The organism is Staphylococcus sp. 191, assembly GCF_011174885.1.
In the GTDB taxonomy this organism is placed as follows: Bacteria; Bacillota; Bacilli; order Staphylococcales; family Staphylococcaceae; genus Staphylococcus; species Staphylococcus coagulans.
The window spans coordinates 19,820-33,639 of sequence record NZ_PNRJ01000016.1 but is presented as its reverse complement, the minus strand read 5'-3'; the positions used below and the strand labels follow the sequence as shown (position 1 = coordinate 33,639).

Below are 13,820 nucleotides of genomic sequence, written 5' to 3'. Positions count from 1 at the left end.
ATAGATTTCTGTCCAGCATGATAAGAGTGCGAAAGAAATAAAGAGCGCAGTAGCTGACTGGATTGAACATCGCATTTCAAGCTTGTTCAACCCTAGTCATCCTTGCCGGGGCAGGACGACGAAATCAAATAGATTTCTGTCCAGCATGATAAGAGTGCGAAAGAAATAAAGAGCGCAGTAACTGACTGGATTGAACATCGCATTTCAAGCTTGTTCAACCCTAGTCATCCTTGCCGGGGCAGGACGACGAAATCAAATAGATTTCTGTCCTGCTCCCACTTTGAAAGGGTTCTGTGTTAAAATCACATTAATACCATTTGGAAAGAGGATATTGTAATGATTTATGAAACGGCTTCTGCTAAAATCAATTTAACATTAGATACTTTATATAAAAGAGATGATGGTTATCATGAAGTTGAGATGATTATGACCACGATTGATTTGAATGATCGCCTATCGTTTGAGAAGAGAAATGATCAACGTATTGTTCTAAATGTAGATGAGACTTTTATTCCGTCTGATGAGCGTAATCTGGCTTATCGTGCGGCACTTTTAATGATGGAGGCTTATCAGTTAAAGCAAGGTGTCACGATTACATTAGAAAAAAATATTCCTGTTGCTGCTGGTCTCGCTGGGGGTTCAAGTGATGCGGCAGCGACGATGCGTGGTATGAATCGTTTGTTTGAACTCAATTGCCCGCTCGATGAATTAAGTGCACTTTCAGCAGAGATAGGGTCAGATATTCCGTTTTGTGTTTATGGTACAACGGCGATTTGTCGAGGTAGAGGGGAAATATTGGAACAGTTACCAAAACCGCCTTCGACATGGGTGATTGTAGCGAAACCGCAAGCGGGTCTTTCTACACCTGAAATATATGGTGGATTAGATTTAAATCAGCCTTTTCCTGTTCATACAACGCAATGTTTACAAGCATTGGAAAACAACGATTATCAAATGATGTGTGAAAGTCTTTCTAATCGTTTGGAGCCTGTGTCAATGGCGCTACAACCTGAAATTGCAAAAATTAAGTCTAATATGTTGAATAACGGTGCAGATGGCGCGTTAATGAGTGGCAGTGGCCCTACTGTCTATGGTTTTGCACAACGTGAAAGGCAAGCACGTCATATTTACAATGCTGTGAGTGGCTGTTGTAATGACGTATATCTTGTAAGAATGCTTGGTTAAAAAGAGAAAGGATGACAATCGTGCGATATAAAAGAAGTGAACGTATTGTTTACATGACACAATATTTAATAAGCAACCCGAATAAACTTGTACCACTTACTTTTTTCGTTACAAAGTTTGAACAGGCCAAGTCATCGATAAGCGAAGATGTTCAAATTATCAAAGATACTTTGATTAAAGAAGGCTTAGGCACAGTGGAGACGATTTCTGGCGCAAGTGGTGGCGTCAAATATCGACCTCAAATGCAAAAAGAAGAAGCAAAAGCTGTCATTGATGAAGTCATCGCCTTGCTACAAGAAAAAGAACGTTTATTACCTGGGGGATATCTTTTTCTATCTGACTTGATGGGAAACCCCGCCTTGCTTAAACGTGTGGGACGTTTGATTGCAACAATATATATGCATGAAGAGTTAGATGCGATTGTGACAATTGCAACTAAAGGGATTTCTCTCGCAAATGCAGTGGCAAATGTACTCAATTTACCTGTCGTGGTGATTCGCAAAGATAATAAAGTGACAGAGGGATCAACAGTTTCAATTAACTACGTTTCAGGATCAACGCGAAAAATCGAAACAATGGTATTATCTAAGCGTACTTTGAAGGAACATTCGAATGTTTTAATCGTTGATGATTTCATGCGTGCTGGTGGATCCATTAACGGTGTGATGAATTTAATGAATGAGTTTAAAGCACATGTAAAAGGGGTATCAGTACTTGTAGAATCCAAAGAAGTCAAACAACGACTGATTGAAGATTATACTTCCTTAGTACGTTTATCTGATGTTGACGAATATAATCAAGAATTTAAAGTCGAATCAGGTAACAGTCTAGCTAAATTTTAAAGACAAAAGGAGCGTTCAATCATTTGGAAATCATTAACACGAGTAAAGCGCCTAATGCAGTTGGACCATACTCACATGCTTCGGTTGCCAACGGACTTGTTTTCACATCTGGTCAAATTCCACTTACTTTAAATGGTGGAATTGTAAGTGATTGTGTACAAAAGCAAACAGAACAAGTCATAGAAAATCTTAAAGTTGTACTTGAAGCAGCTGGGTCAGATCTAAATCACGTTGTTAAAGCTTTAATCTTCTTATCGGATATGGAAAACTTTCAAAAAGTGAATGAAGTGTATGAAAAATACTTTGACACACACCGCCCTGCAAGAAGCGCGGTGGAAGTTGCACGATTACCGAAGGATGTTAAAGTAGAGATTGAACTGATTGCTGAGGTTAAAGCTATATAATCATGAAAGTTACGGTGAAGACTTCTTTAATTACACAGCAATAAATATACTTAATTACTATGGGGGGCTCACTACATGAAAGTGACAGATGTCAGACTTAGAAAAATCCAAACAGATGGCAGAATGAAAGCCTTAGTCTCTATTACTTTAGACGAATCATTTGTGATTCATGATTTACGCGTAATAGAAGGTAATACAGGCTTGTTCGTTGCGATGCCAAGTAAACGTACACCAGATGGTGAATTCCGAGATATCGCGCATCCAATCAACTCGGAAATGCGTCAAGAAATTCAGGATGCAGTAATGAAAGTATATGACGAAACTGATGAAGTGTTACCATCTCATAATCATGAGGATAATCACACATCAGAAGACACAAACGAAGAAGTTGAATAGGTATTTGCGATTTAAGGTTTTGTCATCTAAAAAGGGTGATGAAACCTTTTTGTATGTAAAAAGTGAGTGAAAGGCATTGGACCATTGTGCAGGCTACGAAGAAGCGGGGACAACATTTTAATAGTTGTAGAGCGGCACTTAATCGCTTAAAATCATACAAGTGTTAAAGATGAGCTTACGATTTTTAGCGTGAGCATATTGCGATAGCCATGATATTTCAGTTGTGAAAGCACAAGGTTTTTATGATGTGCCAAAGGTTTTATTCGTTTACGCCTTGAAAGTGTACACGCCCTTAAATTATAATTATATAGAAGTGTAAAAGATACTGGAGGGTTCATTGCCATGCAAAAACATGCAGTCGTTTTGGCGGTGGGTAAAGGCACAAGGATGAAATCTAAGCAATATAAAGTATTACATCGTGTTGCTGGAAAACCAATGATTCGTCATGTAATTGATCAAGTGCGCGAATCAGGTGTTGACAATGTGGTGACTATTGTAGGACACGGTGCAGAAAGTGTAAAAGAAACATTAGGGGACACGTCTTTGTATAGCTTTCAAGAAGAACAACTGGGAACAGCGCATGCCGTTAAACAAGCGGCAGAGCATTTAGCATCAAAGGAAGGCACAACACTTGTTGTTTGTGGTGACACACCGCTAATTACAAGCGCATCGTTGTCTCAATTACTAGCACATCATGATCAAGAAGGTGCACAAGCGACAGTATTATCTGCGATTGCCGCGCATCCTTTTGGATATGGCCGCATCGTTCGAGATGAAACAGGCCAACTGACTGAAATCGTCGAAGAAAAAGATGCTGACGCACAACAAAAAAAGATTCAAGAAATTAGTTCTGGAATTTTCGCATTTAATAATCAAACATTGTTTCAGTTGTTAGAGCAAGTTGATAATCATAATGCACAAGGCGAATATTATTTACCTCAAGTTTTAAGTTTAGTGCTTCAGAACGAAGGTAAAGTTGCAGTCTACCGTACAGATGACTTCGACGAAATTATGGGTGTCAATGACCGTGTGGCACTAAGTCGAGCAGAAAAAGCTTACCGTCAACGACGTAATGAATATCACATGCGCAATGGTGTGACATTGATTGATCCAGACACAACCTACATTGGTGCAGAAGTTGAAATTGGCGAAGATACAGTGATAGAGCCGGGTGTTAAGTTATCTGGCAACACACGTATTGGTAGAGATGTCACAATTGGACAATATTCAGAAATACACAACAGCCAAATCCATGAGGGCGTGACGATTAAACAATCTGTCATCTCAGACGCTATTGTTGGCGAAAAATCAAAAGTAGGTCCATTTGCACAATTAAGACCAGGTTCAGAACTTGGCAAAGAAACAAAAGTGGGTAATTTTGTTGAAATTAAAAAAGCTCGTCTTGATGACGGTGCTAAAGTATCGCACTTAAGTTACATAGGAGACGCAGAAATTGGCGCACGCACGAACGTGGGCTGTGGTTCAATTACAGTTAACTATGATGGTGCCAACAAATTTAAAACAATAATTGGTAAAGACGCATTCATCGGTTGTAACACAAATCTTATTGCACCTGTGACTGTTGGCGATGGTTCATTAATCGCTGCAGGCTCAACAATCACTGATGATGTACCGAACGAGAGTCTCGCACTCGCACGTTCAAGACAGGTGACAAAAAAGGGATATATGAATAAATAAATGTAATGAATTAAGCAAGAAATAGAAACAAGTATGTTGTAATCAATTGAAATGACTATAATAAAATTGGAGGATTCATAATAATGTTAAACACCGAGTATAAAAATTCGTCTTTGAAAATTTTCTCACTGAAAGGTAATGAACCACTTGCAAAAGAAGTTGCAGATCATGTAGGTGTTGAATTAGGTAAATGTACGGTCAAACGTTTTAGTGATGGTGAAATCCAAATTAATATTGAAGAAAGTATTCGAGGTTGTGATGTTTTCATTATTCAACCTACATCAAATCCAGTCAATGTACATTTAATGGAGCTGCTTATTATGATTGACGCATGTAAGCGTGCTTCTGCAGCAAATATTTCAATTGTTGTCCCTTATTATGGCTATGCGCGCCAAGACCGTAAAGCGCGTAGTCGTGAGCCAATTACTGCGAAATTAGTTGCGGATTTATTTGAAACTGCTGGTGCAGATCGAATGATTGCATTGGACTTACATGCACCTCAAATTCAAGGCTTTTTTGATATTCCTATTGACCACTTAATGGGCGTTCCGATTTTGGCAGAATATTTCTTGAATAATAAAGAAATTAATCCAGAAAATTGTGTTGTTGTTTCACCGGACCACGGAGGTGTAACACGCGCACGTAAACTTGCAGACTTCCTTAAAACACCAATTGCTATTATTGATAAACGTCGTCCAAAACCGAATGTAGCTGAAGTTATGAACATCGTAGGTGAGATCGAAGGGCGTACAGCGATTATCATTGATGACATTATTGACACAGCAGGTACAATCACACTTGCTGCTCAAGCATTGAGAGATAAAGGTGCAACAGAAGTGTATGCTTGTTGTACACATCCAGTATTGTCAGGTCCTGCGAAAGAGCGTATCGAGAACTCATCGATTAAAGAATTAGTGGTGACAAATTCAATTCAGCTTAAAGAGGAGCAAAAACCAAATAATATTACAGAATTATCTGTTGCTGAATTACTTGCACAAGCCATCGTACGTGTGTATGAACGTGAATCAGTCAGCGTATTATTTGACTAAAGCATTGACGAAACTGCAAATTTTGTGTAAAATATTTCTGTTCGTGCCCATACGGACAAATACACACTTGCAAGCAATAAAAGTTGATGGGCAAGTGCTGCACAGATGTGTGCAATGAAAGGTGGAAAATGAATATGGCTTCATTAAAGTCTGTTATTCGTCAAGGTAAACAAACACGCGGTGATTTACGTAAAATCCGTGAAGCAGGGAAAGTACCTGCAGTTGTATATGGTTACGGTACTAAAAACGTTTCAGTTAAAGTTGATGAAATTGAATTTATCAAATTGATTCGTGAAGTAGGACGTAACGGTGTTATTGAACTTGGTGTAGGTTCAAAACAAATCAAAGTAATGGTTTCAGATTATCAATTTGATCCACTTAAAAACCAAATTACACATATTGACTTCTTAGCAATCAATATGACTGAAGCACGTACAGTAGAAGTACCTGTACACTTAATTGGTGAAGCGCCAGGAGCTAAAGAAGGCGGCGTAGTGGAACAACCATTATTCAACTTAGAAATTACTGCAACACCAGACAACATTCCTGAATACATTGAAGTAGACATTAGCGAATTAAACATCAATGATACTTTATCAGTAGCAGATGTTAAAATTTCTGGTGACTTCACTATCGAAAACGATGAAGAAGAAGCACTTGTATCAGTTGTTGCACCAACTGAAGAACCAACTGAAGAAGAAATCGAAGCAATGGAAGGCGAATCTACAACAGAAGAACCAGAAGTTGTTGGTGAATCTTCTGAAGAAGAAGAAAAAGAAGACTAATATCTATCAACTTAGTCGTATTATAAAAAGAGCTGAAACTGTTATAGTTTTCAGCTCTTTTTATAATGGGTAAAACAAAATGCAGAATTTGTTGCATACGATGATACGAGAGAAAAGTGAAAAAGATGTGGTGGATGCTTTTAGTATAAAAGTGGCGTTGTGGTGATTTTGTGTTAAAATGTAAAAATAATAATATAATCACATTAAGTTATTTTTTATAGGATTTAAATCTTTAAAAGTAAAATTCATAATATTCAGTGATTCTAACTTTTGTAGTCTCGCATTCAAATAGATCGTGCGACCGTATATATCGCAATTTAGCAAGTGTATTCTTAAATATGTTAATATATAGAAATAATGAAGAAGGGGCGTTTATTCAAATGAAGCGCATCAAGATCAATTTGGAGGTAAATGATGAAGTGTATCGTTGGTTTAGGTAATATAGGAAAAAAATATGAGCACACAAGACATAATATAGGTTTCGAAGTCATCGACCACTTACTCGAGCGACATCAAATCCAACTCGATAAGCAAAAATTTCGTGGTGCTTATACAATTGAACGAATTAACGGTCAAAAAGTAATGCTGATCGAACCTTTAACATTAATGAATTTATCTGGAGAAGCCGTAGCCCCATTGATGGATTATTATGACGTTCAAATCGACGAATTATTAGTGTTATATGATGATTTAGATTTAGCACAAGGTAAAGTACGTTTAAGACAAAAAGGAAGTGCTGGGGGCCATAATGGGATGAGATCAATCATTCAGATGCTCGGAACAAGTGACTTTAAACGTATCCGTATAGGAATTGGACGACCTTCAGGCAGAACGCCGATTCGCGATTACGTGTTGCAAAAGTTTTCAAACGCTGAAATGCAAGTGATGGATCCTGTTATTGCGCATGTTGCAGATGCTGTGGAAGCATTTATTAGCGATGAAAAATTCGAAAATGTAATGAATCAATATAATGGTGAGGCCAAGTGAAATCAATCATTAATGAAATTATAAATAGAGATACAAGATTTAAAGATTTGTCCGAGCAAGTTGGACATGCCAATTTATTAGTCACAGGATTAACGCCTGCAGTAAAAGCGTCTATCATAGCTGAACTTTACCAATCAGACCATCGCCAAGTTTTATTAGTGACAAATAATTTATATCAAGCGGATAAATTAGAAGCGGATCTCCTTCAATCTGTACCAGATGACGAAATTTATAAATATCCCGTGCAAGATATTATGATTGAAGAATTTTCTACGCAAAGTCCAGATTTAATGAGTGAGCGTGTTCGAACACTTACGGCACTTGCGAATGAACGTCGCGGACTTTACATTGTTCCTTTAAATGGTCTGAAAAAGTTATTAACGCCAAAAGCACTATGGCAAGAACATCAACTCTCATTGAAAGTTGGTGACGATATTGATGTTGATCTATTTCTAGATAAACTTGTAAACATGGGCTATCGCCGTGAAACAGTCGTTTCAAATATTGGAGAATTTTCAGTACGCGGTGGTATTATTGATATTTATCCATTGCTAGGTGAACCGTTGCGTATCGAATTATTTGATACAGAGGTGGATTCAATCCGTCAATTTGATGTCGAATCTCAACGCTCTTCTGAAAATGTGGAAATAGCAGAGATCACGACAGCGCATGATTATATTATGACGGATGCGGTTCGTCAAAGAATGATGGAAGGCTTAAAACAAGCTTATGAAACGACACGCCCTAAAATAGAGAAGTCTGTGCGTCAAGATTTAAAAGATACGTATGAGAGTTTTAATCTTTTAGAAGATACGCATTTTGATCCACAAATATTACGTCGTCTTATCGCTTGGATGTATGAAACACCGACAACCATCTTAGATTATTTCAAAGACAACGCGATTGTTTTAGTAGATGAGTATAATCGTGTGAGAGAAACGGAAGAAACGTTGACTACTGAGACAGAAGCATTTCTTCAAAATTTAATCGAAAGTGGTAAAGGCTTTATAGGTCAACGCTTTATGGAAGATGACACTTTTAATCGCATGCTCCGTCAATTTAAAATTACTTTCTTTACACTGTTTACTGCCTCAATGCCTATGAAATTAGACCATATCGTCAAGTTCTCATGTAAGCCTGTACAACAATTTTATGGCCAATACGATATCATGGCTTCAGAATTTCAACGCTACATGAAACAAGGTGACCGTATGGTGGTCATGGTCGAAACAGAAACAAAAAAAGAAAGAATTCATGCAATGTTGAGTGAAATGCATGTGCCTACACTACTCGAACCTGAAGATGATGCTATGGAGCCCGGTCATGCTGCGATTATTCAAGGCAGTCTATCCGAAGGCTTTGAATTGCCTTACATGTCCATGGTAGTCGTGACTGAAAGAGAATTATTTAAATCGAAGCAAAAAAAGACGTCTAAAAAACGTCGTAAAACGATGAGTAATGCTGAAAAAATCAAGTCATATCAAGAATTGAACGTTGGCGATTATGTTGTCCATGTTCATCACGGTGTAGGACGTTACTTAGGTGTTGAAACGTTAGAAGTTGGAGAAGTCCACCGTGACTATATTAAGATACAGTACCAAGGCACAGATCAACTGTACGTACCTGTTGATCAAATGGAACAAGTGCAAAAATATGTTGGTTCTGAAGATAAAACGCCGAAACTATATAAATTAGGCGGTAGTGAATGGAAGAAAACGAAAGCTAAAGTTCAAAGTAGTGTTGAAGATATTGCCGACGAATTAATTGCCTTATATAAAGAGCGTGAGCAATCTGTAGGGTATGCTTTTGGGCCGGATACAGATGAACAACATGCTTTTGAAATGGACTTCCCATATGATTTAACGGATGACCAAGCGAAATCGATTTTAGAGATTAAAGAAGATATGGAAAGTCAGCGCCCTATGGATCGACTTCTCTGTGGAGATGTCGGCTATGGTAAAACTGAGGTCGCCGTGCGCGCAGCGTTTAAAGCGGTCATGTCAGGTAAGCAAGTTGCATTTTTAGTGCCAACCACTATACTCGCGCAACAACATTATGAGACATTAATCGAACGTATGCGAGATTTTCCAGTCGAAATTCACTTAATGAGCCGTTTTAGAACACCTAAAGAAATTCGTGAAACAAAAGAAGGCTTAAAGTCCGGTTTTGTTGATATTGTAGTAGGCACGCATAAACTTTTAGGAAAAGCTGTGGAATACAAAAATTTAGGATTGTTGATTGTCGATGAAGAACAACGTTTTGGTGTACGTCATAAGGAAAAAATCAAGACATTGAAAGCGAATGTCGACGTATTAACTTTAACAGCGACCCCTATACCAAGAACATTGCACATGAGTATGTTAGGTGTGCGTGATTTATCTGTAATAGAGACACCGCCGGAAAATCGTTTTCCAGTTCAAACTTATGTATTAGAGCAAAATACGAACTTTATTAAAGAAGCACTCGAGCGAGAGTTATCGCGTGGGGGCCAAGTGTTCTATTTGTATAACCGTGTCCAATCTATTTATGAAAAACGTGAGCAATTACAAATGTTAATGCCAGATGCATCTATTGGTGTGGCACACGGACAGTTACCTGAACGTGATTTAGAAGAGACAATGCTCGATTTTATTAATGGTGAATATGATATTTTAGTTACGACCACGATTATTGAAACCGGCGTAGATGTCCCTAATGCCAACACATTGATTATTGAAGATGCTGACCGTTTTGGTTTAAGTCAATTGTATCAATTACGTGGTCGCGTGGGTCGTTCGAGTCGAATTGGCTATGCCTACTTCCTCCATGCGATAAATAAAGTGTTGAATGAAACGGCTGAGGACAGATTACAAGCTATAAAAGAGTTCACAGAGCTAGGCAGTGGCTTTAAAATTGCGATGCGTGATTTAAACATACGAGGTGCTGGAAACTTATTAGGTAAGCAACAACATGGATTTATTGATTCTGTCGGTTTTGATCTTTATTCACAAATGTTAGAAGAAGCGGTGAATGAAAAACGAGGTATCAAAGAAGAAACAGTAGCGCCTGAAATTGAGATGAACTTACGTTTAGACGCTTATTTGCCTGCCGAATATATTCGTAATGAGCAAGCTAAAATAGAAATTTATAAAAAATTACGTGCGACTGAAACGATAGAACAACTCATGGATATTAAAGATGAATTGTTAGATCGCTTCAACGATTATCCGAGTGAAGTTGAACAATTGCTCGATTCCGTTGAAATTAAAGTTCACTTACTGCACGTAGGTGTGCAAACGGTAAAAGATACCGGAAAAACCATTGAAATTTTATTAACACAAAAAGGCACAAACGATATTGATGGTGAAGCGTTGTTTAAAAATACAATTGCGTTAGGACGAAGCATGAAAGTCGGTGTACAAGAAGGTTGCATGAAAGTGACGCTGACAAAAAGTAATCAATGGTTAGAGTCATTGAAGTTTTTGTCTAAGACACTCGAAGAAAGTTTGAGAATACCAGATGAAGTCTAAAACAGCGTTCAATGGCGTCGTCGTTTTAACGCTTGCACTTATCATCGTTAAGGTATTAAGCGCTCTTTATCGTGTGCCTTATCAAAATATACTCGGTGATGAAGGATTATATGCGTATCAACAAATTTATCCGATAGTCGCATTGGGTGTTGTGTTATCTAGCAATGCGTTACCAAGCGCATATACCCAGCTCGTTGGGGATACACATGAGACGCAATCGGTTTTAAAACGATTATTATGGTCATTGACAGCAATAGGATTCCTTATATTTATTGTGCTGTTTATAGGTGCAAAAAGTATTGCAAGCTTGATGGGTGACGTTCATTTGACACCGATGATTCATGCAGCAAGCTTGAGTTTTATCGCCATAGGAGCCTTAGGTTTATTGCGTGGCCATTTTCAAGCAAAACGAGATATGCACATGCCGGCATACTCACAAGTTTTAGAACAAAGTATTCGGGTGGGAATCATTGGTGTTGTTATCCTGCTATTCGTCAAACAAGAGTTATCAATTTATCAAGCAGGAACTTGGGCCATTATCGCTTCTGCTTTTGGCTTTTTGGGCGCAACGATCTTTCTTTGGCGCAAGCATGATGTGCCACATAGTAATAACGAAATGCCATCATTGCCATGGCGTAAATTTATTGTTGCAACCATTATTTTTGCAATCAGTCATTTAATCGTCATTTTATGGCAAGTGGTAGATAGTTTTACCATCGTGAACATGTTGCGTTATGGCTCGGGTTTGCCCTTTAAAGAGGCGATTACTGAAAAAGGTATTTATGATAGAGGTGCCTCATTTATTCAAATGGGCTTGATTGTCACAACGACATTTTGCTTTGTCTTGATTCCGCTATTAACAGAAACGAAAAAAAGAGGTCAATTGCAACAAATGCACAGTTATGCGAATGCGTCGCTTAAAATTACTATTGTGATAAGTAGTGCCTGTGGCATTGGGCTCATCAATCTTCTTCCTGTACTCAATCACGTCTTTTTTGCAAGTCAAGACTTAACGTTAACACTATCTATATACATGTTGACTGTTATTTGGGTTTCATTAATTATGATGTATATCGCCTTATTAGAAGTACAAGAGCAGTTTCGCATCATTTTGATAGGTTTTCTAATGGGCATTACTACAAAATTAATATTTAATTTAATCACAATTCCACTTGTGGGTATTATCGGAGCAAGTATTGCAACGGTCGCATCTTTAATCATTTTTGTATTCTATTTACATGTATATGTAGTCAAACAATACCGTTTAAATGCGTTAAGAAAGTTTTATTTCAACTTGGCTTTGGCTTTATTGGTAATGACAGCTAGTGTACAATTGTGTCAATATCTCATTCCTACATCTACACGCTTAGGCGGATTGCTCGAATTGCTTATTTTGACTAGTGTAGGCGTTGGCAGTGTGATTTTAATGCTGTTATATCTTAATATTTTAAGTAGCGATGAATGGGTACATTTACCATTTGGTGATAAAATGATTGAATGGAAGAAAGGAAGAGAATCATGACACATCAACTTACAATTATAGGACTGGGTAATTACGGCTTAGATGAATTGCCTGTCAGCATTTACAGATTAATTCAGCAACAGCCTAAAATTTATGTTCGTACTCAGCATCATCCAGTGGTTCAGCAACTGAAAGAAATCGAATTTGAAAGTTTTGATCACATTTATGAGCAATATGATTCTTTTGAACCTGTATATCAAGCGATTGTGGATGAACTTTTACAACGTGCACAACAGTCCGATATTGTTTACGCTGTGCCGGGACATCCACGCGTAGCAGAAACGACGACACAATTGCTAATTGAACGTGCACATGAAAATGATGTTGAGATTCAAGTTTTAGGTGGGCGGAGTTTTATAGATGATATATTTGAAGCGGTTCAAACGGATCCTAATGACGGTTTTACGTTGTTAGATGCGACAAGTTTAAATGCAGACATGTTGAACCCTCGAACAGCAACTATCATCACGCAAGTCTACAGTGCAATGATGGCGGGTCATTTGAAACTATTGCTTATGGAACGCTATCCAGATGATTTTGAGGTCATGGTCGTTGATGGTGCGCGTCAATCTGGCGCTCAAGTTACACGCTGTCCAATATATGAGCTGGATCATGAGATAGAATATACTAATTTAACGAGCGTATTTATACCTAAAGCGAATGACGAAAAAGTGTTATACCAAGATTTTAATTATGCTGATCGAGTCATTGCACGACTTGTGGACGACGAAACTGGCTGTCTATGGGATAAAGTACAAACGCATCAAACGCTTAAACGCTACTTGCTTGAAGAGACATTCGAGCTATTTGAGACCATAGATAACGAAGATGATTGGCATATGATTGAAGAATTAGGTGACATTTTATTACAAGTATTGTTACACGCCAATATAGGTCGCAAAGAAGGTTATATGGATACACGTGAAGTTGTAGAAAGCTTGACTGAAAAAATGATTCGACGTCATCCACATATTTTTGAAAATGATCAAGCTCAAGATGTAGATGATGTTAAAGCCATTTGGCAAAAGCAAAAAGTAGCTGAAGGTAAAACGCCACGTGTAAAATTCGAGAAAGTATTTGCGACGCATTTTCTAAAATTGTATGATGAAGTCAAAAATAGAGATTTTTCAGAAGAAGAGTTAACAGCCTATTTAGAAGAACGAGGAGGGTCACATTGAGACTAGACAAATATTTAAAAGTATCACGTCTTATTAAGAGACGTACACTGGCTAAAGAATTGTGCGATCAAGGTCGTGTCGCTGTAAATGGGACAACGGCAAAAGCAGGCACAGATGTTAAATTAGACGACATGCTCGTGATTCAATTTGGACAAAAAGTTGTGACAGTTAAAGTAACAGGGTTGAGTGAACATGCCACAAAAGAGAATGCAAAAGGTATGTTTGAATTGGTCAAAGAAGAACGCATTCAGTAAAGGGTAAACAA

12 protein-coding genes are annotated in these 13,820 nt (G+C 37.9%); all 12 read left to right on the top strand.

The genetic code is table 11. From position 1 onward, the window contains the following. The first annotated feature begins 336 nt into the window (after positions 1 to 336). Entirely contained in the window at positions 337 to 1,185 is an 849-nt protein-coding gene (gene ispE / locus C1H58_RS10180; RefSeq protein ID WP_165546103.1) for a 4-(cytidine 5'-diphospho)-2-C-methyl-D-erythritol kinase, read from the top strand. Positions 1,186 to 1,205: 20 nt separating this feature from the next. After that, positions 1,206 to 2,027, top strand: coding sequence for a pur operon repressor (gene purR, locus C1H58_RS10175; RefSeq protein WP_060830536.1), 822 nt, complete (start codon positions 1,206 to 1,208; stop codon positions 2,025 to 2,027). A gap of 23 nt (positions 2,028 to 2,050) precedes the next feature. Next, the gene (locus C1H58_RS10170) at positions 2,051 to 2,431 is read left to right on the top strand and encodes a RidA family protein (RefSeq protein WP_050346092.1); all 381 of its coding nucleotides are present in this window, start codon (positions 2,051 to 2,053) and stop codon (positions 2,429 to 2,431) included. Between the two features lie 75 nt (positions 2,432 to 2,506). After that, positions 2,507 to 2,827: a septation regulator SpoVG gene (gene spoVG / locus C1H58_RS10165; protein ID WP_050346091.1), complete on the top strand. Its 321-nt coding sequence runs from the start codon at positions 2,507 to 2,509 to the stop codon at positions 2,825 to 2,827. A gap of 342 nt (positions 2,828 to 3,169) precedes the next feature. Beyond that, the gene (glmU, locus tag C1H58_RS10160) at positions 3,170 to 4,525 is read left to right on the top strand and encodes a bifunctional UDP-N-acetylglucosamine diphosphorylase/glucosamine-1-phosphate N-acetyltransferase GlmU (RefSeq protein WP_165546102.1); all 1,356 of its coding nucleotides are present in this window, start codon (positions 3,170 to 3,172) and stop codon (positions 4,523 to 4,525) included. 83 nt (positions 4,526 to 4,608) lie between these two features. Next, a complete protein-coding gene (locus C1H58_RS10155; RefSeq protein ID WP_060830386.1) occupies positions 4,609 to 5,574 on the top strand; it encodes a ribose-phosphate diphosphokinase in 966 nt (321 codons plus the stop codon). 134 nt (positions 5,575 to 5,708) lie between these two features. Beyond that, on the top strand, positions 5,709 to 6,359 hold the full coding sequence (locus C1H58_RS10150) for a 50S ribosomal protein L25/general stress protein Ctc (protein WP_165546101.1): 651 nt from the start codon (positions 5,709 to 5,711) through the stop codon (positions 6,357 to 6,359). Positions 6,360 to 6,773: 414 nt separating this feature from the next. Continuing rightward, positions 6,774 to 7,346, top strand: coding sequence for an aminoacyl-tRNA hydrolase (gene pth / locus C1H58_RS10145; RefSeq protein WP_165546100.1), 573 nt, complete (start codon positions 6,774 to 6,776; stop codon positions 7,344 to 7,346). A gap of 5 nt (positions 7,347 to 7,351) precedes the next feature. Continuing rightward, a complete protein-coding gene (mfd, locus tag C1H58_RS10140; protein ID WP_481864911.1) occupies positions 7,352 to 10,855 on the top strand; it encodes a transcription-repair coupling factor in 3,504 nt (1,167 codons plus the stop codon). Next, entirely contained in the window at positions 10,845 to 12,377 is a 1,533-nt protein-coding gene (locus tag C1H58_RS10135; RefSeq protein ID WP_165546098.1) for a polysaccharide biosynthesis protein, read from the top strand. Before mfd ends, C1H58_RS10135 begins: the two co-directional genes overlap by 11 nt. Further along, on the top strand, positions 12,374 to 13,555 hold the full coding sequence (locus C1H58_RS10130; RefSeq protein ID WP_165546097.1) for a MazG nucleotide pyrophosphohydrolase domain-containing protein: 1,182 nt from the start codon (positions 12,374 to 12,376) through the stop codon (positions 13,553 to 13,555). Before C1H58_RS10135 ends, C1H58_RS10130 begins: the two co-directional genes overlap by 4 nt. Further along, a complete protein-coding gene (locus tag C1H58_RS10125; RefSeq protein WP_165546096.1) occupies positions 13,552 to 13,809 on the top strand; it encodes an RNA-binding S4 domain-containing protein in 258 nt (85 codons plus the stop codon). Before C1H58_RS10130 ends, C1H58_RS10125 begins: the two co-directional genes overlap by 4 nt. The last annotated feature ends 11 nt before the right edge of the window (positions 13,810 to 13,820 follow it).

Bases quoted from the DNA above. Each gene is read 5' to 3' on its own strand.
- glmU (WP_165546102.1), top strand. From the start codon at position 3,170: ATGCAAAAACATGCAGTCGTTTTGGCGGTGGGTAAAGGCACAAGGATG.
- C1H58_RS10130 (WP_165546097.1), top strand. From the start codon at position 12,374: ATGACACATCAACTTACAATTATAGGACTGGGTAATTACGGCTTAGAT.
- spoVG (WP_050346091.1), top strand. From the start codon at position 2,507: ATGAAAGTGACAGATGTCAGACTTAGAAAAATCCAAACAGATGGCAGA.
- C1H58_RS10150 (WP_165546101.1), top strand. From the start codon at position 5,709: ATGGCTTCATTAAAGTCTGTTATTCGTCAAGGTAAACAAACACGCGGT.
- C1H58_RS10135 (WP_165546098.1), top strand. From the start codon at position 10,845: ATGAAGTCTAAAACAGCGTTCAATGGCGTCGTCGTTTTAACGCTTGCA.
- C1H58_RS10155 (WP_060830386.1), top strand. From the start codon at position 4,609: ATGTTAAACACCGAGTATAAAAATTCGTCTTTGAAAATTTTCTCACTG.
- ispE (WP_165546103.1), top strand. From the start codon at position 337: ATGATTTATGAAACGGCTTCTGCTAAAATCAATTTAACATTAGATACT.
- pth (WP_165546100.1), top strand. From the start codon at position 6,774: ATGAAGTGTATCGTTGGTTTAGGTAATATAGGAAAAAAATATGAGCAC.